The 23,200-nt window shown below is 30.4% G+C and carries 25 protein-coding genes, 1 tRNA gene and 1 rRNA gene; 6 read left to right on the top strand and 21 right to left on the bottom strand.

From position 1 onward, the window contains the following. Positions 1–347: 347 nt before the first annotated feature. Entirely contained in the window at positions 348–593 is a 246-nt protein-coding gene (locus tag WY13_RS11765) for an AbrB/MazE/SpoVT family DNA-binding domain-containing protein (RefSeq protein ID WP_013236841.1), read from the top strand. Positions 594–809: 216 nt separating this feature from the next. Here the strand turns inward: WY13_RS11765 and WY13_RS11760 are convergent, their stop codons facing one another. From WY13_RS11760 to WY13_RS11695, 14 genes are all read right to left on the bottom strand, one after another. Next, positions 810–1,856 carry a C40 family peptidase gene (locus WY13_RS11760; RefSeq protein ID WP_063555853.1) on the bottom strand — a complete coding sequence of 349 codons (1,047 nt, stop codon included), beginning with the start codon at positions 1,854–1,856 and terminating at the stop codon, positions 810–812. Positions 1,857–2,299: 443 nt separating this feature from the next. Next, entirely contained in the window at positions 2,300–3,337 is a 1,038-nt protein-coding gene (locus WY13_RS11755) for an NlpC/P60 family protein (protein ID WP_063555852.1), read from the bottom strand. Positions 3,338–3,601: 264 nt separating this feature from the next. Then, positions 3,602–4,441 (bottom strand): 16S rRNA (cytidine(1402)-2'-O)-methyltransferase, encoded by an 840-nt coding sequence (gene rsmI / locus WY13_RS11750; RefSeq protein ID WP_063555851.1) that lies wholly within the window; start codon positions 4,439–4,441, stop codon positions 3,602–3,604. A 6-nt stretch (positions 4,442–4,447) separates the two neighbouring features. Then, positions 4,448–5,200 carry a tRNA1(Val) (adenine(37)-N6)-methyltransferase gene (locus tag WY13_RS11745; protein ID WP_082848481.1) on the bottom strand — a complete coding sequence of 251 codons (753 nt, stop codon included), beginning with the start codon at positions 5,198–5,200 and terminating at the stop codon, positions 4,448–4,450. Positions 5,201–5,375: 175 nt separating this feature from the next. Then, a complete protein-coding gene (locus WY13_RS11740; protein WP_063555849.1) occupies positions 5,376–6,227 on the bottom strand; it encodes an OmpA/MotB family protein in 852 nt (283 codons plus the stop codon). Further along, a complete protein-coding gene (locus tag WY13_RS11735; RefSeq protein WP_063555848.1) occupies positions 6,224–7,018 on the bottom strand; it encodes a flagellar motor protein in 795 nt (264 codons plus the stop codon). The genes WY13_RS11740 and WY13_RS11735 overlap by 4 nt, the downstream gene beginning before the upstream one ends. A 146-nt stretch (positions 7,019–7,164) precedes the next feature. Further along, the gene (locus WY13_RS11730; RefSeq protein WP_063555847.1) at positions 7,165–7,338 is read right to left on the bottom strand and encodes a DUF362 domain-containing protein; all 174 of its coding nucleotides are present in this window, start codon (positions 7,336–7,338) and stop codon (positions 7,165–7,167) included. Positions 7,339–7,583: 245 nt separating this feature from the next. Next, entirely contained in the window at positions 7,584–7,787 is a 204-nt protein-coding gene (locus tag WY13_RS11725) for a heavy-metal-associated domain-containing protein (protein WP_063555846.1), read from the bottom strand. A 10-nt stretch (positions 7,788–7,797) separates the two neighbouring features. After that, positions 7,798–8,703 (bottom strand): PSP1 domain-containing protein, encoded by a 906-nt coding sequence (locus WY13_RS11720; protein WP_063555845.1) that lies wholly within the window; start codon positions 8,701–8,703, stop codon positions 7,798–7,800. Between the two features lie 4 nt (positions 8,704–8,707). After that, on the bottom strand, positions 8,708–9,652 hold the full coding sequence (locus WY13_RS11715; protein ID WP_063555844.1) for a DNA polymerase III subunit delta': 945 nt from the start codon (positions 9,650–9,652) through the stop codon (positions 8,708–8,710). A gap of 16 nt (positions 9,653–9,668) precedes the next feature. Then, positions 9,669–9,998 carry a cyclic-di-AMP receptor gene (locus tag WY13_RS11710; RefSeq protein WP_063555843.1) on the bottom strand — a complete coding sequence of 110 codons (330 nt, stop codon included), beginning with the start codon at positions 9,996–9,998 and terminating at the stop codon, positions 9,669–9,671. A 130-nt stretch (positions 9,999–10,128) separates the two neighbouring features. Further along, entirely contained in the window at positions 10,129–10,812 is a 684-nt protein-coding gene (locus WY13_RS11705) for a dTMP kinase (protein WP_063555842.1), read from the bottom strand. A 17-nt stretch (positions 10,813–10,829) separates the two neighbouring features. Then, the gene (locus WY13_RS11700; RefSeq protein ID WP_063555841.1) at positions 10,830–12,278 is read right to left on the bottom strand and encodes an aminotransferase class I/II-fold pyridoxal phosphate-dependent enzyme; all 1,449 of its coding nucleotides are present in this window, start codon (positions 12,276–12,278) and stop codon (positions 10,830–10,832) included. Next, positions 12,257–12,469, bottom strand: a complete 213-nt coding sequence (locus tag WY13_RS11695; RefSeq protein WP_063555840.1) for a sigma factor G inhibitor Gin — start codon at positions 12,467–12,469, stop codon at positions 12,257–12,259. Before WY13_RS11695 ends, WY13_RS11700 begins: the two co-directional genes overlap by 22 nt. A gap of 304 nt (positions 12,470–12,773) precedes the next feature. Here WY13_RS11695 and WY13_RS11690 point away from each other — a divergent pair, with 304 nt between their 5' ends. Together WY13_RS11690 and WY13_RS11685 are read left to right on the top strand one after the other, a co-directional pair. After that, positions 12,774–13,715, top strand: a complete 942-nt coding sequence (locus WY13_RS11690) for a magnesium transporter CorA family protein (protein WP_063555839.1) — start codon at positions 12,774–12,776, stop codon at positions 13,713–13,715. 18 nt (positions 13,716–13,733) lie between these two features. Next, positions 13,734–14,648, top strand: coding sequence for a S66 peptidase family protein (locus WY13_RS11685; RefSeq protein WP_063555838.1), 915 nt, complete (start codon positions 13,734–13,736; stop codon positions 14,646–14,648). A 129-nt stretch (positions 14,649–14,777) separates the two neighbouring features. Here WY13_RS11685 and WY13_RS11680 read toward each other — a convergent pair whose 3' ends face one another. Both WY13_RS11680 and WY13_RS11675 read right to left on the bottom strand, forming a co-directional pair. Further along, positions 14,778–15,215 (bottom strand): DUF6442 family protein, encoded by a 438-nt coding sequence (locus tag WY13_RS11680; RefSeq protein ID WP_063555837.1) that lies wholly within the window; start codon positions 15,213–15,215, stop codon positions 14,778–14,780. A gap of 379 nt (positions 15,216–15,594) precedes the next feature. Further along, positions 15,595–16,515, bottom strand: a complete 921-nt coding sequence (locus tag WY13_RS11675; RefSeq protein ID WP_063555836.1) for a methyltransferase — start codon at positions 16,513–16,515, stop codon at positions 15,595–15,597. A gap of 951 nt (positions 16,516–17,466) precedes the next feature. Here WY13_RS11675 and WY13_RS11670 point away from each other — a divergent pair. Beyond that, complete coding sequence (locus WY13_RS11670; protein WP_063555835.1) at positions 17,467–17,730, top strand: hypothetical protein; 264 nt, start codon at positions 17,467–17,469, stop codon at positions 17,728–17,730. 59 nt (positions 17,731–17,789) lie between these two features. Further along, entirely contained in the window at positions 17,790–18,686 is an 897-nt protein-coding gene (locus WY13_RS11665; protein ID WP_063555834.1) for a hypothetical protein, read from the top strand. A 595-nt stretch (positions 18,687–19,281) separates the two neighbouring features. Here WY13_RS11665 and WY13_RS11660 read toward each other — a convergent pair. The 4 genes from WY13_RS11660 to WY13_RS11645 form a co-directional block, all read right to left on the bottom strand. Beyond that, a complete protein-coding gene (locus WY13_RS11660) occupies positions 19,282–20,298 on the bottom strand; it encodes a radical SAM protein (RefSeq protein ID WP_063555833.1) in 1,017 nt (338 codons plus the stop codon). Positions 20,299–20,481: 183 nt separating this feature from the next. Next, complete coding sequence (locus WY13_RS11655) at positions 20,482–20,682, bottom strand: hypothetical protein (protein ID WP_063555832.1); 201 nt, start codon at positions 20,680–20,682, stop codon at positions 20,482–20,484. 18 nt (positions 20,683–20,700) lie between these two features. Next, positions 20,701–21,690 carry a tyrosine-type recombinase/integrase gene (locus tag WY13_RS11650; protein ID WP_063555831.1) on the bottom strand — a complete coding sequence of 330 codons (990 nt, stop codon included), beginning with the start codon at positions 21,688–21,690 and terminating at the stop codon, positions 20,701–20,703. A gap of 157 nt (positions 21,691–21,847) precedes the next feature. Further along, positions 21,848–21,921 (bottom strand) — tRNA-Cys (locus WY13_RS11645). 197 nt (positions 21,922–22,118) lie between these two features. On the opposite strand from WY13_RS11645, the gene WY13_RS11640 reads away from it, so the two are divergent. Further along, positions 22,119–22,844, top strand: a complete 726-nt coding sequence (locus WY13_RS11640; protein WP_063555830.1) for an NAD-dependent protein deacylase — start codon at positions 22,119–22,121, stop codon at positions 22,842–22,844. Between the two features lie 238 nt (positions 22,845–23,082). On the opposite strand, the gene rrf is transcribed toward WY13_RS11640, so the two are convergent. Then, positions 23,083–23,199 (bottom strand): 5S ribosomal RNA (rrf, locus tag WY13_RS11635). Between the last annotated feature and the right edge of the window lies 1 nt (position 23,200).

The raw sequence follows: 23,200 nt of genomic DNA, 5'->3' as shown, positions 1-23,200 counted from the left end.
TATTATTTTCTGTAGACATTTATATTCATCCTTTGTTTATGTTTTCTAGCAGAAATATAATACAATAAGATGGTTATGAATGTCTACTTTAATTCCATAATTTGTTATGAAATTTGCTCATTTATTAAATATTAATTTCTTACATTTAAATCCTTGTTTATCATATATTATAAACTTTTATTAATATTGTTATTGACTTTTGAATATTATGGTAGTATATTAACTTTAGATGGAATTTGATTAGAAATTTGTAAAATGTTTTATGAAATTATATTGACTTTTAATGTAATTTTTGCTATTATCTAATTATAGTCGTGTCGAATTATGGAATTAGAGGAGGAAGATCAATGAAATCAACAGGTGTTGTAAGAAGAGTAGACGAGCTAGGAAGAATTGTCATTCCTATAGAATTAAGGAGAACTTTAGACATTGCTGAAAAAGATGCCTTAGAAATATATGTAGATGGTGAACAAATTATATTAAAGAAATATGAGCCTGCATGTATTTTCTGCGGTGACGCAAGAGACGTTGTAAATTATAGAGGTAAGAACATCTGCAAAAGTTGTTTAAATGAATTAAAAGAAGGCAAATAATTATTATTTAAAAGACCTGCATTATAATTATAATGTAGGTCTTTTTTCTGTATTCAACTTATAAATGAATATTACTTAATGGAAAAAGAGAATATTACGTTAAGATAGCCATTGGACAATTTAAGGTAAAAAAAAACATAGCTAAATTTCCTAAATACAAAATGGATTTAACTATGTATGTATATTTAAATTTTAAAACAATATGTCATTAAACTATTATCTAACTCTTCTTCCACCTGTAAAATCTGATCTATTATCCAAAGATGCTATTTTAACTACATCTCCTGTTTTAGGTGCATTAATAAACTGTCCACCACCTACATATATTCCTACATGATACGCTGGAGAACCAAAGAAAACCAAATCTCCTGGCTGAAGTTCATCTCTTGATACAGCTGTACCTACTGTTTGCTGTTCCTGCGAAGTTCTTGGTAAATCAATTCCAAAGTGAGCATATACATATTGAACCAATCCTGAACAATCAAACCCTGAAGGAGATGTTCCTCCCCATACATATGGAACTCCTAAAAAGTTAGAAGCATATGCTACTACTGCATCAGATGATGCTATAGAACTTCCTCCTCTTGAAGCACTTTGTTGAACGTTACTTGCAGCTGAAGCAACTGCTTTTATAGTTGCTTGATTAGCAATTTCTAAAGACTTTTCTTGTGCATCTAAGGATGCTATTACATTTTTTGCACTTTCTTTATCACTATTAAGCTTGGCCAACTTTTTTTCATTTTCTGACTTTAGTGCCAATAGCTTATTATTTTCATTATTTAATTTTTCTTTTCCATTAGCTAATTGCTCTTTTTTATCTTTTAAATTTCCTATAACATTCTTATCAAAACCCATTACTTTTTTAACATTATCTACCCTAGATATAAAATCATTTAAATTATCTGCATTCAATATTACTCCCAGGTAACTACTTATGCCATTTGTGTACATAGCCTTTACTCTTTGATTGAACACTTGCTGCTGATTTTCCATATTTTTTTGGGCGGAATCTATATTAGCTTGAGTTTGTTTTATGTTATTAGAAATTGAGGCAATACTTTTTTTGTTATTTTCTAAGTCATTCATAGTTTGTGTTATTTGGTTGTCCATTTTTTCAGCTTTAACTTCTAATTCCTGCTTTTGTTGTTTAACCTGCTCTAATGAAGTCGATGAACTTGACGCACCTGGCGCGGCTAAAACATTTGCCCCTGTTGACAATGCCAAAGTTAATGCAATTGCAACAGATAAGGTTCTTTTATTCAAAACTTCTCTACCTCCTCATAAAATATTTAATAGCTTACAAATTTGAGCTTCTTATAACCCCAAAAATCTGAGATTTTCAAGTAACGTATGTCTATTATAACATTAAACTGGTATGTATCTCAACACGTATAGAAAATTTATATAAGAAATATTACAACTTTTTCATAAAATCAATTATCATTCTAACAATTTATTAATTATGCTTTGCTTTTATTAACAGTTTTTCATAAAAAATATATAAATTTTAAACTTGCCTTTATTTTCTAACTATAGGCTTGAAAATTCTTATAAAATTCACATTTGGAAGTTTTCTATCCTTTGTTTACCATATCATACCCTTTGTTTTTAAATCTGTAAATAAAAACATAGTTAAATCCTCAATTACAAAAGTGAATTTAACTATGTATGTATACTGAAATTTAAAATAATATGTAACTAAATTATTATCTAACTCTTCTTCCACCTGTAAAATCTGATCTATTATCTAAAGCTGCTATTCTAACTGAAAGTCCTCTATGTGGTGCTTCAATAAACTGACCGTCACCTACGTACATTCCTACATGATATGCTGGAGAACCAAAGAAAACTAAATCTCCCGGCTGAAGCTCATCTCTTGATACAGGTGTACCAACATTTTGCTGTTCCTCTGAAGTTCTTGGCAAAGTAACTCCAAAGTTTGCATATACATATTGAACCAATCCTGAACAATCAAACCCTGATGGAGATGTTCCTCCCCATACATAAGGAACGCCTAAAAAGTTAGAAGCATATGCTACTACTGCATCAGATGATACTATAGTACCTCCCCTTGAAGCACTAACGTTACTTGCAGCTGAAGCAATTGCCTTTAAAGTTGCTTGATCAGTAATTTCTAAAGATTTTTCTTGTGCATCTAAAGATGCTATTACATTTTTTGCACTTTCTTTATCACTATTAAGCTTGGCCAACTTTTTTTCATTTTCTGACTTTAGTGCCAATAGCTTATTATTTTCATTATTTAATTTTTCTTTTCCATTAGCTAATTGCTCTTTTTTACTTTTTAAATCGCCTACAACATTCTTGTCAAAACCCATCACTTTTCCAACATTATCTACCCTAGATATAAAATCGTTTAAATTACTTGCATTTAATATTACTCCCAGGTAATTACCCATGTTATTTGTATACATAGCCTTTGCTCTTTGATTAAATACTTTCTGTTGGCTTTCTATACTAGCTTGGACAGAATCTATGTTAGCTTGAGTTTGTTTTATACTATTAGAAACTGAGGCAATACTTTTTTTGTTATTTTCTAAATCATTCATAGCTTGTGTTATTTGATTGTCCGTTTTTTCAGCTTTAACTTCCAATTCCTGCTTTTGTTGTTTAACCTGCTCTAATGAAGTCGATGAACTTGATACACCTGGCGCGGCTAAAACATTTGCCCCTGTTGACAATGCCAAAGTTAATGCAATTGCAACAGATAAGGTTTTTTTATTCAAAACTTTTCTACCTCCTCGTAAAATACTTAACAGCTTACAAATTTCAGCCCCTTATAACCATAAAAAACTCAAATTCGCAAATAACATGTTTCCATTATACCATTAAATTGGTATATACCTCAACACATATAGAAAATTTATATCAGAGATATTATAAGTTTTTAATAAAACCAGCTTATTTTCTGGTAATTTGTCATCTATATTCTGTATTTATTAACGATATTTAATAAATGTTATACAAATTTTAAACTTGCTGTTTTTTTATTATAGTTTTAAAGAATGCTTATAAACTTCAGATTTTGAAAGTTTTCTATCCTTAGCTACTTTTTTTATAGCTTCTTTTTTATCTATTCCATCTTCCATATACATTTTTATATGTTTTTCTATAGACAAATTTATCCATCTTTCACTTTCTTCTCTTAAAAGTTCTTTTTCATCCTTACCTTCTACTACCAGTACAAATTCCCCTTTTGCATCATTACTCTTATAATAATTCATAGCTTCTTCTAGTGTAAATCTCAATATTTCTTCATGAACCTTTGTAAGCTCTCTACAAATACCTATATGTCTATTACCTAGGACGGTTGCCAATACTTCTAAAGTATTTGTCAGTCTATGGGGTGCTTCATAAAATATCAATGTTTCAGTTCTATTTTTTACACCTTCTAGTATATTCCTCTTATCTTTATTTTCCCTAGGTAAAAATCCAATGAATGTAAACCTTGAAGTATCTAGTCCTGAGTAAACCAAAGCTGTTGTTACTGCAGTGGCACCAGGCAGGACTTCAAATTCTATTTCCTGTTCTATACAATTCTTCACCATAATGCTTCCCGGATCTGATATACCTGGTGTCCCAGCATCACTTACTAGAGCTATATCTTTACCATCTTTCAACTTTTGTATTAATAATTTACTTTTCTCATTTTCGTTATATTTATGGCAACTTATAAGTGGTTTTTTTATATTGAAATGATTTAGTAGCTTTAAACTCTGTCTGGTATCTTCTGCTGCTATTAAATCTACATTTTTAAGGGTGTCAAGAGCTCTTAAAGTTATATCACTTAAATTTCCTATAGGAGTTGCCACTAAAAAAAGTTTTCCCATTACACATTATCTCCTTAAACATCTTCCGTATATTCTATCAATTTCATCTGTATAGCTTCCATCTAATTTATGTACACATATAGGTGCTTCCCATTTTAAAAACGGCTTTCCATTATTTTGTCCCTCTATAAGTACCATATTAGGTGCCTTGTTAGCACATGGCTGTACCATTGTCATCAGCTTTGGCTCTATATTGTATTTCCTCATAGTGTACATTATATCTACAAGCCTATCCGGTCTATGGATCATATATAGCTTTCCATTATCTTTTAATAAAATCTTTACTGCCTTTATAACGTCTTCTAACGTACAGCATATTTCATGTCTTGATATTGCATTTTCATATTGGGCATTTGTAATTCCCGAGTTTTTTAATTTATAGGGTGGATTTACCGTTATTACATCCGCTTTTGGTAACTTTTTTAAAAATTCAAAATCTACTAAATCTCTGTGAATAAATTCAACTCTTTTCTCCATGCCATTAAAAATTACAGAACGAGTTGCCATATCTACCATATCTTTTTGAATTTCCATACCTATTATATGCTCAGCCTTTGTTTTACCAGCTATTATAAATGGTACTATCCCTGTTCCACTGCACAAATCAATTATATTCATTTTAGATTTAATTTTAGCAAAATTTGCAAGTAAAACAGCATCCACCCCAAACCTAAAGCTATTTTTTTTCTGTATAATACATATTCCGTTTATTTGTAGGTCATCTAATGTTTCATCACTTCTCACTAACTTCAATTTCACTTGAACATCCTCACTTATAAAATTTATCTTACGCAAGTTTACATATTAATTTAAATTGTAATTTAAATTAAATATATTGTCAAATATTAGATACTTAGCTATTATTAAATTTTTGTAAAAAATAAAATCCCGTTAAAATTAAGGGATTTAATAAATAATATATTACTAACTATGTTTAATGTTGTTGAGATTGATTTACCTTTTGTTGATCTGTAGTTGTAGTCTGTGAGGTACCCTGCGAACTGTTAGTACTGCTGCTTGTACTATTTCCACGTTCAATACTATTAAATTTATTGCTTTCTATAATTATATCTACTCTCCTATTTTTAGCTCTATTTGCATCTGTAGAGTTATCAGTAACTGATCTGTATTCTCCATAACCTACTGATGTAAGCTTTTCAGGTTTAATACCTACTTTATTTTGTAAAAACTGAGTGACATTAGCTGCTCTAGCACAAGATAACTGCCAATTAGATGCATATTCATTATTGCTAATAGGTACATTGTCTGTGTGTCCTTCCACCCTTATAGAATTTCCCATTTGATTTATCATTTTTCCTATTCCCATTAATGTATTTTGGATTTCAGGTTTTATTTCAGCTTTTCCTGTATCAAAAAACAAAGTATTACTTAAACTCACAACAAGCCCTCTTTCATCTATCTGTGAGCTTACACTTTGGCTTAATCCGTTAGCCGCAAGATATGAGTCCACTTGTTTTTTCAATTGCTTTAATTTATTTGCTTCCATCTTAACCTGTTCTTCAGATTGATCACTTTCAGTTGGCTTATCTACTGTTTTAACACTATCTTTGACACTAGAAGTATTATCAGCACCTATTATTGTTTTTCCGCCTCCCATTGCTATACTGAGAGATTGAGAAAGTTTATTATATTTAGTTTGGTCTACCTGACTCATAGCATACATAACTACAAAGAATATCATAAGAAGCGTCATAAAATCAGCATAACTAAGCATCCATCTTTCTGCACTTGGTCCTTCATCTGGTTTTTTATTTTTCTTCTTCATAATTCAGCCTTCCCATCCATTCCTTCATATTTTGCCAATTCCTGCTTGTTCAAAAATCCTTTTAATTTTTCTGCTATAGTATTTGGATTTATACCTTCTTGAATATACAGTATTGCTTCAATTATAAGAGTTTTTTCCTTAACTTCCTTTTCATCTTGCTGCTTTAATCTATTACCTAATGGAAGCCATAATAGATTTGCAGATCCTATACCATATAATGTAGCCAAAAATGCGCTTCCTATTTTACCTCCTAAGCTAGCTGTATCTGTAAGGCTACCTAAAATATGAACCATTCCCATAACTGTACCTATAATACCCATAGTAGGTCCATATCCTCCTGCACTTTCAAATACACTTGCCCCTTGCTTATGTCTCTCAGATGTGGATTCAAGCTCCAATTCTAGTATGTCTCTTACAGCTTGAGGATCTACTCCATCTACTACAAGCTGAAGACCTTTTTTTATAAAAGGATCTAAATTAGGGTCATTGGATATTTCACCTTCCAAACTTAACAAACCATTTTTTCTAGTTTTATAGGATACATCTTTAAAATATAAAATTAAATCAACTAAACTTGCTTTTCTAGGATTAAAAATCACTTTAAATATTTTAGGTACTCTTTTTAATACGTCTAATGGAAATGATAAAGCTACAGCTCCAAATGTTCCACCAAAAACTATTACAGCTGCCGCAGGTCCAAAAAGTGCCATAGGGTTTCCCCCATCCATCATAAAACCAGCTGTTACTGCAGCAATTCCAAATATCGTAAATATAACAACAGATATATCCATTTTTCCCTCCATCTAGTACATTTTCTAACTATAATTTATTTAATCTCCTATCTATATTAATTATTCGTGTAAAATAACTTACTCTTTATACAGAATTTGATATTTATATAAATTAAAAAGGCCACCTTATGGTGACCTTCTAAAAACTAGTTTTCTTCAACTGGTGCTCCTACTGGACAAACATTAGCACAGTTTCCACATTCTATACATTTTTCTGGATCTATTACAAATTGACTATCTCCTTGGCTTATAGCATCAGCTGGACATTCTGAAGCACATGAACCACAACTTACACATTCTTCTGTAATTTTATATGCCATCTTATGTAACACCTCCTTAACTTTTAGATAATGTTTTCATCCCCTGTATTTTATCACATTTGCTATAATTTTAAAAGATAATTTTAGGCATTTGAAAGAAAATAACAAGTCAAAGATGCGACGAATATTTTTTATCAGATAAGGAGGCAGATTCCGCAGATAGTGAATCCTATCTAAGGGTTCTACCGACGCAGTATGATAAAAAATAGGCTAGCATACTGACTAGTTATTTCTTTGAAAATGCCTTATAATACTGCATAACCTAAATCTTCTATACACTGGATAATTTTGTTCTCTGTTATAAAGTAATTATCATATACTATACTTACTTTTCCTTTTTCTTTGTTTATTTGGCAGGCTATTACCCCTTCACTACTGGAAATAACTTTTCTTATTTTATTAACATCCTCAGAAGTACGTATATTAGAAATTTTAAATACTGATTTCATATGTTCCTCCTTAATCCTCCTTAAACAATTGTTTAATCATATCTGCATCTTCTGTTTCTTCATCAATTTTTATCTCATTTTCATCTATACTGCCTTCAAATCCTCCTGAAACTACTTTAATTCCACTTATAGGCACTTCTTTTACTATATCATCACCATCTTCAACTTTTATCTTTATTTTAACACTTTCCTTTACTACAGAATTATCTATAACTTCTCCCTTTCCATCAGGTGTACTAACTACAGACCCTATCTTAGGCAACCTCTGTCTTATTTTTTCATAAGTATCTTGTTCATAATTCAAACAGCACATAAGTCTTCCGCATATTCCTGATATTTTAGTAGGATTCAATGATAAATTTTGTTCTTTTGCCATTTTTATAGAAACAGGTACAAAATCGCCTAAAAATGTAGAGCAACACATAGCTCTGCCGCAAGGCCCAAGACCCCCTATCATTTTTGCCTCATCTCTTACTCCTATCTGTCTAAGCTCTATTCTTGTTCTAAATATGGATGCAAGATCCTTCACCAATTCTCTAAAATCTACTCGTCCGTCAGCTATAAAATAGAATATAACCTTATTGTTGTCAAAAGTATATTCTACATCTATAAGCTTCATATTTAATTCATGTTGTTGTATTTTTTCAATACATATATCAAAAGCCTTTTTCTCTTTTTCTTTATTTTCATTATATTTTTGTATATCTTCTTCAGTAGCTATCCTTAAAACATTTTTAAGTGGTGAAACTATGTCTCTCTCACTTATATCTTTTGGTTCTATAACACACTCACCAAATTCTATTCCCCTTGCTGTTTCTACTATTACACTATTTTCTCTTTTTATATCTAAATTACCTGGTGAAAAATAATATATTTTACCGGCCTTTTTAAAACGTACTCCTATAACTGTTACCATATTTTTATACCTCCTGCATTTTCACCAACATAGAATTAAAAACTAAAGTTCTATTTACATTGCTTTCTAATTTTTCTCTAGCATCCTTTACTATATTAATAATATCATTCAACTTATTAAATGAAAACATTTCTCCTATAGCCTTTATATTTTCAAATTTATCAATGTTTATAATAAATTTTCTATTACCTGTTTCTTTGTATACAAGTACATCTCTTATATATGACAAAATACAAGTTAGTACCTCCTGCCATTCGTACTTGTCTTTAGATATACAATCTGAAAGTTTTAAACAAGAACTAAAATTCTCATGGCCTAATTCTTTAAATATATTTAAAATTATATTTCTCATTTCACTTAAAGATATATCCGAAATAAATTTTTCTGCTCTTCCAGGTATTCCATCACTAAACGCTAAGACAGATCTTAATTCTTCAGTGGATAAGTTAGGAAACTTGGCATTTAAAAAAATCTCCATTTCTTTTTGGCTTAACCTATTAAGTTTATATACTTGACATCTAGACTTTATGGTATCCAATATTCCATCTAACTTTTCACATAAAAGTAACATAAAACTTCCACTAGGAGGTTCCTCTATAGTTTTTAATAATGCATTTTGAGCTGCTTCTGTCATTTTATCTGAATTATATAGTATTATTACTTTTTTGTCACCCTCATAAGGTTTTTTATTCATTTCTTCTATTATATTTTTTACTTCCTCTATTCCAACGGATTTTTTACCTTTTGCCATTTTAAATTCAATTATATCTACATACTGCTTCATCTGCTTTTTTCCCAATATATCTAAAGCTATTTCTTTAGCAAGAAGACTTTTACCTATCCCATCTTCTCCTACAAAAATATGGGCATGAGAAAATCTATTGGAAGTTACAGAATTTTTTATCTGGAGTTTTATATTCTCATGCCCTATTATATTGCAAAATTCCAACTCAGCATACCCCCTGTTAAATCTTTACAAATTTGTCTACATCTACTACAAATATATTTGCTCCTCCAACTTCTACCTCCACAGGATATGGCATATATACCCCTGTAGAACTTGCTACAGATGAAGGAGTTGTTATAATTTGATTTCTTGTTTTACATACATCTTCTATATGTGCTATTACTTTATCAACGTCTTCTTCTTCCACTCCTATGAGTAAAGTTGTATTACCAGCTCTTAAAAATCCACCTGTAGTTGCAAGTTTAGTAACCCTAAATCCACCTTCTGTTAAAATTTCCAAGAGATCCGCAGCATCATCATCCTGAACAATGGCTATAATTAATTTCATAAAACATCACCTCTTGTAATTTATTTTACAAATAATTACCTAAATTTTTCAAATTAACTTATATTTATTATACCATAACTACTTATTATCTCATATAACTGAAACTTTTAATTAATATATTAAATTTTTACTATAGTCTTTTTTTTATCAAATCATATATATCTTCGTGGATTTTATCTACAGTCTTTATTTCACTACCTTCTATACATGAAATTTTATTCCAATTATATTTATCTACAATATGTATAGCATTTTTATAAGAATTAACCAGATACTCATAATCTCTCTCATGTATGTCCTTTTGTGCATTACCTGTAAATTTATTATTCCTCTTAGTCATAAGTTTTTTACTATATTCAGGAGGCATATCCAAAAATATAACACAATCTGGTACAGGAAGTCCCAATATATCAAATTCAAAATTCCAAAGCCATTTTAAAAACTTATTTTTCTCTTCTAGATCATCAATCTTAGAAGCCTGATGTATCATATTAGCTGTTGTATATCTATCTGCAAGTATTATTCCTCTATTTTCATAAAACTTTTTCCACTCCATCTTATAGGATGCAAATCTATCTACTGCGTAAAATGTAGATGCTGCATATGCACTTACATCTTCAGGTTTATTTCCAAAATCTCCGTTTAAATACATTCTTACCAAAGCTGAAGACTCACTATTATAATTAGGATATTCTATTTTTTTTAAATTATAATTTTCATTTAGAAGCCTTTTATAAAGTTTTTCTGTCTGCGTAGCTTTTCCACTGCCGTCACATCCTTCTATGACTATAAGTTTTCCTTTTTGTAAACTCATTTGCTTTCCTCCAAAATTTATTTTACAACTTTTATTTTATTGTCTTTTATTCCAATTAAGTCCATATTATTTTTTATATAATATTTAATAACTTGAATTACACTTTTATCTATCAATTCTCCCATAGCTAATACGGGAACTCCTGGAGGATATGGTATTACACTTGCCCCGCTTATCCTTCCACACGAATCATCTAAATCTACCATTTCCTTTTCTACATCTATAACTTGAAATGGAATCATCTTGGCTTGAGGTATTCCATATTTCATCCTATTTGTTTTCTTACATTTAATTCTTTCTAAATCACAATTTTTTAATACAGTATACAATCTTTCAAACTCCTCTTTTTCATTAAAGGGAGAAAAAATCAATACTAGATTGGAATTGTCGCTCATTTCACACTGTATATTTAGTTTTCTTAAATAATTTAAAAGTAAATTGCCACTGTATCCTGGTTCTAGATTTATAGTATATCTTGTTAAATCTATATCTGCTGCACTTGGTACTGCCTTTCTTTCTTTAGAATTAAATTGTATTATATCCTTTCTGCCAATTACCTTCAATCCTCTTATAGAGTTTATCTTATCTCTATAGTATTCTGTTATCTCTATAAGTTTTTGGTAATCACTTCTGCCATACTTCTCAAGATAAAATCGAGCATAATCCATAGAGCAAAGTGCTATGTATGAAGGACTTGTACTTAAAAATGCATTATAATAAAAGTCTACTTTATTTATGTATTTTTCATTATTTACATGTAAATAAGCAGTTTGAGTTAAACTAGGCAGCGTTTTATGCGAACTAGTAACTACCATATCTGCACCAAGTTTCACAGCGCTTTCTGGTAAATTTTTATTAACACCAAAATGTGCCCCATGAGCACAATCAACTAATACTTTTATGTTAAGCTTTTTTGCCTCCTTTATTATAAACTTAAGATTGCTGCATATTCCATAATAATTGGGATATGTAACTACTATCCCTTTTATATCCTTATTTCTCTTTAGTGCTTGTAAAAAATGCTCCAAATTTATGCAAATAGGAGCATTTATTTTTTCACTTATAATATTTTCTAAATATATGGGAATTAACTTCCTCATAATTATTCCATTTAGTATAGAGCTATGGCAATTTCTTTCTACTAAAACTTTATCTCCTTCATTAAAATTACTAAACAACATTATCATATTTCCGGAAGTGCTTCCATTAACTAAAAAATAAGACTTTTTACTTCCATAGAGCTTTGAAAGACGCTTACTTGCATCTAATATCATACTTTTTTGATTATGAAGATTGTCTACACCATCTACTTCAGTGATATCAAATTTTAAAATATTAGATATAAATTCTCTTCCTATTGAAGTATTATAAAAACCTCTTCCATTTTTATGACCTGGCATACAAAATGATATATTATTTTCCTTAATGTATTTTAAAACTCCTTCTAAAAGTGGTAATTCTGACAATGAGTTATCTCTCCTCTTATAATAAAACGTGCTATAGTTTTACTTATTCTTTCTTTATAGTATTCGTAAAAATCTAAATTATTTTCTAATTTTATTAATCTTTCTTCACAATTTTTACATATTCCTCTACCATATATTATTATACCATCACTCAAAGGTTTTCCACATATGATACAATATTTTTTTTTCATCTACATCCTCCTAGCAGCACTACTTACAAATTAATATTATTACTTTTGTTATTTAAATTTTTACCCTTAATACACAAAATATTCAATTTAAAAAATTCTTTCTGATTTTTATATCCTATAATATATACTATTCAGTTCTACCCTTAAACTTATTTTGTCCACATAAATAAATTTAAATAGTAGCATTTATATTAATATCTTATAATGATATATTCAAAAGTATGTTTTCATAAGATATAATATAAATATACTATATAAAGAAACCAACTAAAATACTCGGCTAATTTTTACAAGGAGGCATTACATGATTTCAATTTATAAAACTATAGACGAATCAAATAATATACAATCTGTAGATACCATAGAACATGGCTGCTGGATTAACGTTGTAGCACCTTCAGATGAAGATTTACTTTTAATATCAAAGAAATCTGGTGTTTCAATGGATTTTTTAAAAGCTGCTCTAGATGAAGAAGAAACGTCCCGTATAGATACTGAAGATAATAATCTACTAGTAATAGTTGATATTCCTTTTACAGAAATGGAAGTTAACTCTTTAACTTATGATTCTTATCCATTAGCTATAATTCATACAGAGTCTACTTTAATTACGGTTTGTTTAAAAAACAGTAATATTCTTACTGATTTTATAAATGGCAAAGTTAAATCCTTTTACACATTTAAACGTTCTAGGTTTATTTTACAAATACTTTATAGAATAGCAAGCTATTACCTGCTCTATTTAAGACAAATAGACAAAAAAAGTGTAATGATTGAGCAAAAACTTCATAGATCTATGAAAAATAAAGAGTTTATTCAACTTTTATCTTTACAAAAGTCTCTTGTTTACTTTTCAACATCCTTAAAAGCTAATGAAATAACTTTAGAAAAAATGTTAAAATTAGAACTTTTACAGAAATATCCTGAAGATCAAGATATTCTAGAAGACGTTATAATTGAAAATAAGCAAGCCATAGAAATGACAAACATATATAGTAATATCTTAACAGGAACTATGGATGCATTTGGCTCAGTTATATCAAATAATTTAAACATAGTGATGAAACTCTTAGCTTCAGTAACTATAGTTATGGCAATTCCAAATATAATATTTAATTCTTTTGGCATGAATTTAAATGGAATACCTTTTGCTAAATCTCCAAATGGCTTCTGGATGGTATATGCCATAACAGCTTCAATTTGCTTGGTGTTTATATTATTTTTAAAGAAAAAGAACTTATTTTAATTTTAGGATGTGATGATTTTGATTGGAAAAAGATTAAAAAAAGGAGATACTATAGGCCTTGTATCTCCAGCAAGTGCAGAGAAGCCTGAAAAAATCAAAGAAAAAATTGAATTTTTAAAAAACCTTGGTTTTAATGTTAAAGAAGGAAAACATATATATGACAAATGGGGTTATTTAGCTGGTAAGGATGTGGACAGGGCTTCCGATATTATGGATATGTTCTCAGACAAAAGTGTAGATATGATATTATGCACAAGGGGTGGCTACGGCAGCATGAGGCTTCTTCCCTCTATTGACTTCAACATTATAGAGCAAAATCCTAAAATATTTGCAGGATTTAGTGACATAACCACCTTGCTAAACAGCATATACGAGAAATGTCATATAATTACCTTTCATTCTCCGATGTGTACTTCTAATTTCGATGATTTTACATTAAAGAGTTTTTTAGATACCTTAATGTGTGGATATAATCCCTTTGCTATAAAAAACCCTGAGGATATTCCCACACAGTATTTTAATGGAGAGTACGCAGCTGGTAATCTTATAGGCGGTAACCTTTCCCTTATATCTAGCCTTTTAGGCACTCCTTATGCCTTAAATACTGAAAATAAAATACTATTTATAGAAGATGTAGGAGAAGAACCTTATAGAATTGATAGAATGCTTACTCAATTGACATTAAGTGGTGATCTTCAAAAATGTACAGGCTTTATTCTGGGACAGTTTACAAATTGTGAACTTCCTCATTATGAACGAAGTTTAACTTTAACCGAGATACTTGAAAACAGGATACTTAGCTTAAAAAAACCAACTTTAATCAACTTTCAATCTGGCCATTCATATCCAAGAATAACTTTACCAATTGGAAGCAGTGTAGAAGTAAATTTTGAAAAGGGAGAAATACATGTATTAGAATCTGTAGTGAAATAGATCATTTAACTACAAATATAAAACACACCAATTTTTTATACTATAGAAGCGCCATCCAGATTTGAACTAGGAAGAAATGTTTTCCCCAGCTAATCTAGTTGGCAAACTCTTATTATATCATATACAGCTTTACATATCTTTATCATATTTACTTATAAAATATATATTTGAAAATACAACAAACAGGTACGCAATAACAATGGCTAAAACTACTGACCAACTGACACCCATCAATGCAAATGCCATCATCAATGCCCCGAATACCAATATCATAAGATCATATGCCTTAGCTTTAGCTTTATTTCTTATTGCTATGTTTCTCTCATCTTTTTCATCAATTTCCCTTTGCTTAGCTACCTCCGGATTTTTTTTCATAGTATAGATGTCAAAGGCAGTACCAAGGTTTTGTCCAAAGACTCCACCTCCAATTCCGATAAGAATATATGGTAAAGTCTGAATGATACCTTGATCATTTCTTGTAAGTTTTGCTAATACAGCACCTGCAGCTAAAATTACAAAACCAATGAGTGAAAATACTAAATACATTGCAGCACTCTTATTTTTCATTTTTTTCCTCCTCATAGATAATACTTCTTATAACCTGTTTTCCACATAACAGCTATTTCCCTAAATTATATGGAAAGCTGACTTTACATTTTTATATTACTACCACATAGTATAGATGTCAAGTATACTTTCCATAAAAAACTAAGCAATAGTACGTGGCTGCAGAAAATATTTCTTATGAATCACTTTATATAGTTTAGTTATTCATACATCTTAGGAAATGGATCGTATTGGCTATTTTCATTCCAAAAGTATTCAATACTCATTATCTATGGATACACACAAATGTTGAAATAGCACGATAAACAAAACATAATAAACGAAGTAACAGAGGAAATGAAAAGTGAGATGAGCAACCTTCATAAGTCATTTATTTATATTACTTCTTATTTTTGTATTTAGGTGATAACTTAAATTCAGTATTATATCCATAAGAGATAAACATACAGTTACTCCAGACCAAACTTATATTTTCTTTATTATCATGCAAATAATCCATAATCTTTTTCATGCTTTCAAATTCATGTTCTGCCTCTTGCTGTGTAAGTCCTCTATTAATTAGATTAGAAACAAATTTTTTTCTTTCCTCTGTGGACATTCTTTTAGAATATGAACCTGACATAAAGGCTTCTAATTGTTCTCTGTAATCAGAGTTTAAAGGAGTTATATACTGAATAAAGTCATTTACCCTTGTATTAATATTTTTAAGTCCTACTTTTTCCATATAAACAGGCAGCTTTAATCCAACCTCAAAATCTTTTCCTATTCTATCTAAATCATTTCTGCGTAATTTTTGCTCAATCCCAAGTAAATTCATTTTACTGTAATCTAAACCGTCAATATATAAAGAAGCACCTGAAACATCCCTGCTCAATTCCATACAAATAACCATACCATCAGGCTTCACAGAGTCTTTCATTTTTTCTAATATCTTAATAGGGTCAGGAATATGTTGTAGTACAGTTTGACAAATAGCAATATCATATCTTTCCTTTGGTATATACTCATTTAAGTCAGATTGTATAAAGTAAGTTTTGTAACCTGTATCTTGAAATGCTTCTTTGGCTTGTTCCAATAATTTATCTGCTATATCAATTCCAGTATATGTACTTCCATGAGGTAAAAGTGGTAATAGCAGTTCCCCTAAAAATCCAATTCCACAACCAAAATCAATAATTGATACTGGTTCTGTAATTTTCCATACCTTTTCTACTAAAAACTCCATGTAGTCATTATTCCACCATGTTTTTCTTGATTTTTCTAAATACTCTAATGCAGTGTTCCAAATATTTGTTTCCACTTAATGCCCTCCTCAAACTTCTTATATAATGCTATTTTACAATTATTCATTAATACAATAATAATTGTACCACAATATACCAAACTGCTATAAACAATAAAAAAGAAGTAACCTATATACTGAAAAATCAGCAATTAGATCACTTCTGTATCTTTTTGGAGGCGCCATCCAGATTTGAACTGGAGATAAAGGTTTTGCAGACCTTTCCAGTTAATTTAGTTGGTAAACTCCTGTTATATCAACGGTTGTAGCCCTTTTTTACTTGCAGGATGTAACAGTTATATACATTTTACTACCATTAACCTTAACCGTCAAGTTGCAGTAAGCTAACAGTAAATATTACCAGTAATCCTACAGTATAAGAATGTTTTGTACTGCTATTACGGTACATCATTCCCCAGCATTTATATACAGCAGAATGATTAAAGTCCCTGTAAAGTTCAACGAAATAAGACAATTATCAAAAATACCAATTTATAACTAGTTCATAATACTGTGTTTTACAGCCTATTTCTAAAAGTATGTTGCAGTTATTTACTGACAGCATTATCATATCTTTTAGCTTTTGATAACAGTATTGTATTGCCGAGTTTATGCGATTTCTGCTGTTATCATATTTTGTTATCAAAATTAATTTCAATTCTTTACATCAATTCAGACATATATTACTGCAAATTTCTGTATGTAAATCTATTAAATAAAGTAAAGGTACTCCACCCATCCAACAGGGAACACACTCCATACCTTCCTGCAACTTGCCTATAGAATAAGTACACATCAAAAATAACTTTTCAAAGTCTATTTACCCTGTTATTAGTTTTAGTTTCTATCATTTTGTTTTGTTTACATAATGTTTACATTTGTATGTGTTGTTTTTTATTACTCTGAATGGATTTAAAGGCGAAGCAGTGAGAGCTTTCTGCTAACCAATTTATACAGGGGGAATAGAAAATGATAAGTAATCAACTATTAAAAGAACTTACAGGAAATGAAGTAAAGCTTCTGATATACTTTGACAGAAGAATTATGGATAAGGAACTTTCTATACCAGTTAGAAAAATTACCGAGGACTTAAACTTAACAGTTGGCACAGTGGTTAAAAGTATTAACACACTTATATACAAGAATATTATTGTAAAAAGAGTTACTGGAAAAGGTAAAAATATCAGGGCTTATTATATCTGGAATGAAGAAGAAATATACAAGGACTGCTAATTACTGGCAGTTCTTTTTTATACCTTTAGTTAATTCAGATATTGAAAGGATGGATGGCAATGAGTTATAGAGAATACAGAGATTTAGTAGACCTTTCCACTGGCGAGTGTATTAAAGTACCAGTGAGCTTTGTAGAAAACAGGGAGGATTACTATATTAGAAGTAGAAAACAAGATGAAGCGTATAAAAAGAAATCTAACAAGCCAATGAGAGTAACAGAACACTTTTACTGGGGCAACCTCTTAAATATAATCAATTTAATAAAAGAGAAAAGGTTAAGTACCTCTGCACTAGGTTTGTTGCTACTATTATGCTGTTATTTACAGAATGGCAGTGATATACTCTGCACACAGAAAAAAACTCCATACACAACAGCAGAGTTAATAGAACTAACTGGTGTGCCTAAAAGAACTTTTGTAAGAGCTATAGATGAACTGCAAACACATGGAATTATAACTAATGATGGCACTGCAAGGAAGCCAGTTTTTAAGGTAGATAGTCAATATCATTTTGTAGGAGTAAATAAGCAGGCTAATACTTCTGTGAGGATATACAAAGAAGGAATTAGAGTTCTACAAGCTTCTGGGCTAACACTAAATGAAATAGGCTTTATATACGCAATACTTCCGCTAATTGACTATAATCGCTGTGTATTGGTAAAAGATTTTACTGCTGGTGAAGAATTGGACAACCTTCATAGCATAGACAGTTTATGTGGGTATTTAGGAATGAGCAGAAGAAACCTTAATAATTATCTAACTATGACCTTTAAATATACATTTGAAGATGGACAGTATAAAGTTCCTGTATTTGGAGTATTTAAAGCTTATGGTAGCGAAACAAACAGCTATTTAGTTAGCCCTCTGTTAGTAAGAAGGGCTGTTAAAGACATTGATTATCATAAGTTTAGCAACCTTGAAGAAATGTTTAAAATATATGGGGAGAGGTTACAGTAATTAGCACAGCATAGCCAGTAGGATACTATAATTGTCCTGCTGGTGTTTTTTAATTGAACTTGTGTGCAGAATTTGGCACTGAAATCCTATTATTTGTGTAAGTTTTGGCACTGAATAAAAATGTCCTCTATTACTGTAATACCAATGGATAGAAGGTATTTTTTCAGAAAGATTTTCTATTATTATTAGTGATTATCTGATATATACAGCAGAGAAGGTATAAGATAATAATAACTGTTAACTAACGCCTTCATTCCGCTAAAGCTTCATTCAGTTGTTGTAGCCTAGCGAAATAAAAGACAGGATACCGGCAGACCGAAGGGCTGGCGAGTGAACAGTAATAGAAATTCGATTTCACAAATCGCAGTTGATATAAGCAGTAATCATCATTGTATATTAGTAACTTGTGTATTTGCTATTGATAGCAGTCATGTAGCGACTTAAAACAGATAGGACAATGTTAAGCAGTATTTATTACTGTTATGGTCTATGAATTACAGAAAAAAGCAGGGTGGAAACTGTACCACATCCTGCTATTCTTTAATTCCGCTTATAAGAGGATTTCAAGCTACAACACCTATGAAATTTATGTTTATTATCTCCACATTACACCTGTATGTAAATCTGAAAATAAAAGTGTTTTATCAAGATGTATATTTTCGTCAAAATACATATCCATCCACTTCCACAAAATGCTCCTAAAGTCAAACAACATAGTATTATCTTTATCCCCATATGTATCTGCCAAAAATTGAATACTTGGTATTGAATTCTGTAATCTATAATCTATTTCATGAAGCATTTCCAAAATGTCTTCTACAGTCATCTGCAAATAGCTATCTATGTTATCAGGTGTTGCCACCAAAAACATCATTCGCTTTTCTAATTTAGGATGTTCATTTTTCTCAATCATTTTAATCCACTCATATTCAGGTTTGTTCCTATTAAAGAGATTAGTGCTAAAAATGAACCTTGGTAGCATAGCCTTATCCTCTTCCCTCAAAAACTCATTTAACACATTTTTCCCATTTCCGCGATAATCTAAAAATGAATAATGAATGTTTTCCCCAAACACCTTTAATCTATCAGTTAATTTTTCAAGTTGACCTATACTACTTTTAAGTATAAATACTGTGTTGTTCCATGAAATACCTGCGGATTTTAATTCATTAGCTAAATTTATTAGGTATTTAAAATATCCTTTTCTATTGGCAAATTCATCATGAAATTCTTCCTCACCAAACCATGACAAATTAGCATTTCTTACGCCACAAGCTTTTAAATAATTGACCCATTCTTTTAGTTCGGTACCTTCTCTAATCCTTGTCCCATTTAAATTTTGATATCCAGAATAAAATGATATTTTTTCGTCCACTTTCATTGCTTCATTAAGTTCTGGATACTCTGAACAATTATATACACAAAGTGCGGCATTCATTTTATACTTTTCTTTGAAGCCTTCAAATTTTAGAGCTAATTGCTTTAATTTTTCAAAAGAAACTTGTTTGATTTTTTCATCTCCAGAACACAATAAACAATGTTTACATTTACAGTGACAGCGTGATACAAATCCATTAATAGTAATCTGATAATCTTTTAATTCTAAATACATTTTACTCCTCCATCTATTTAATATGTAAAGATACCTTATGGTAAAACATTACACTAAATCATCTTATACTAGTATTATACAATAACTTTCCATATTATTGTAAACAATAAAAAAGAGGTGGAAAAGTTTTGTATTTGTTTTCCTCGCCCTCTTAATTTATATTTTAAATATGCTAACATTAAATTAAAGTTTAATCCCTAGCTTATATCTTTTCTTTCTCACCGCTTCTTTAGTAATTCTAAACAAATCTCCTACAATACTATCAGGAATATTTTCTATAAAAGATAATTCATATAGCTCATCATAAGTTATCTTATCAAAGTCTAACTGTATCCCACAATCTTTTTTAGATAACAGTAATTCATAAAATGAGTTGTTTTCCATATATATTCCTCCGATACTTTAGATAAACTTTGAAATTATATTAATCTTGCTGTGGCTATTTATTAAGTGACTGTTATCAAGGTTAACATAAATACGAGTGGCAGTTATATTTGCGTGTCCTAACATCTTTTGTAGTGTAAATACATCCATTCCAGCCTTAACACATTCTACAGCAAATGTTCTTCTAAACTGGTGTGGCGTAGTCTGCTTATAGTTAATAACTTCCCTTTCCCCGTATTTCTCAAAGTTTTTGATTACATTAAGAGTATTTATTCTACCTCCATATGTAGAATTGAAAATATATTCTTCATTATTAGCCTCGGCAATACTTACAAGTCTTTGTAGATGTTTAGCTGTCTTGGTACTGATAGGCAGCACTCTTGTTTCTCTTGTCTTCACTGTGTCACCGCCTATTTTAATAGTTTTATCTTTGCTGTTGTAATCTTCAATTTTCACATTTATAAGTTCATTTATTCTAACTCCACAGTCCAGTATAACAAGCATAATTACAAAGTCTCTATAATTTGAGTATTCCGCTAAATCTAATATTTTAAATATCTTCTTTATTTCTGCTGGTGTTAGAGGCTCTTTCGTATCTTTTGGCACTTTTACAAGCTTTATTTTAGCTGAAATATCCTCTGGTAGTATCTTTTCTGTATATAGCCACCTTAAATAACATTTTAGCGTTCTTAATCTTAAATTCATTGTACAAGGCTTGTAATTTTTACTGTACATATATGCCACATACTCTAAAAATACTCCTTTTTCACCGACACGGTTCTCATAGTCCTTTACCTCATTATGTAGCCAGTCCTTTAAATATCTCATAAAAGTTATGTGGTCTGAAAGTGTCTTAACTGCAAGTCCTTCAAGCTTTTTTACAGTCATAAACTGTTCATGTAGTCTTAAAAACTCGCCAATAGTAAAGCTATCATTCTGCCCCTGTTCTTGGTGTAACGGTTCAATTACTGCCTCTACTCCATTCATTGTTATGCGTTTTCTTGCCATCTGTAGCCCTCCTGTAATATAATCCGTTACCCTGCAAGCGACCAAAGGTCTATGCTATAAATCACAGTAAAGGTCTGCCAGCATAAAAAAGTAGCCTACACTGTTAACCCTCTGACAAGTTACAGTATAAGCTACTTTTAAATAACTGTTATATAATTGGAGGCGCCATCCAGATTTGAACTGGAGATAAAGGTTTTGCAGACCTCTGCCTTACCACTTGGCTATAGCGCCATACTTTTTTTAACAGAACTTATGATATCATTTTAAATACTTTTTGTCAACTCCAATTACTAAAAAACCTGCTGCTAAATAAAATAAGTAACTCTTATCTATAAAACAATTTTATCGCTAAATAAAATATGCTAACATTTGCTAAACAATTAAACATATAAAAAGTATATGCTATAATATTAATCAGAGGTGATTTTATGAGTTATGAGAATTTAAAATCCGCTGTAGATTCAAGTACTAATATTGTATTTTTGGGTGGTGCAGGAGTTTCTACAGAATCGCAAATACCTGATTTTAGATCTGAAACAGGATTATATAAAACTAAAAATAATTTTTCATATCCTCCTGAAGTAATGCTAAGTCATAGTTTTTTTATGTCTCATACTGAGGATTTCTTTGATTTTTATAGGGCAAAAATGATATACAAAGATGCAAAGCCAAATGACGCCCATTACGCTCTTGCGGAATTAGAAAAAATGGGAAAATTAAAAGCTATAGTAACTCAAAATATAGATGGTCTCCATCAAATGGCAGGATCAAACAATGTATTAGAATTACATGGTTCCATTCATAGAAATCATTGCACTAAATGTGGAAAATCTTTTGATTTAGATTACGTACTAAATACCCCAGGTCTTATACCAAGATGTGATAAATGTAATGGAACAATAAAACCAGACGTAGTTTTATACGAAGAGAGTCTAAACATGGACACATTAAATAAATCCGTAGAATACATCCAACAAGCTGATATGTTAATTGTAGGAGGCACTTCCCTAATAGTATATCCTGCTGCAGGGTTAATTAATTATTTTAAGGGAAAATATTTGGTTCTTATAAATAAATCTTCTACTTCTTATGATAATGAAGCTAATATAGTTATACATGACAGTATAGGAAAAGTTCTAAAAAGTGTATTGTAAGATTTATTCTTTTTAATAAACAAAGTTCTTGACATCAAGTGGAGTTTAAAACTTCACTTGATGCTTACCAACAGGTTTCTTAGTGCTTTAGCACTTAAGTCTTTATCCTTTAGGAGATTATCCAGATGGAGAAAAGCGACTATCACAGAATGCGTAGGAGTATTAGAGCTAGTAATCATCAGATAAAATTAAATTATGATAAAAAAATTAGAGTACCAATCAGTACTCTAATTTTTTTACCTGGCAGCGACCTATTCTCCCACAGGGCCTCCCCTGCAGTACCATCGGCACTCTGAAGCTTAACCTTCCTGTTCGGTATGGAAAGGGGTGTTACCTTCACGTCATTACCACCAGAT

Origin of the sequence: Clostridium ljungdahlii (assembly GCF_001636845.1) — a bacterium.
In the GTDB taxonomy this organism is placed as follows: domain Bacteria; phylum Bacillota; class Clostridia; order Clostridiales; family Clostridiaceae; genus Clostridium_B; species Clostridium_B ljungdahlii_A.
The sequence above is the reverse complement of the archived record's forward strand: the minus strand, read 5'-3'. Positions and strand labels throughout refer to the sequence as shown.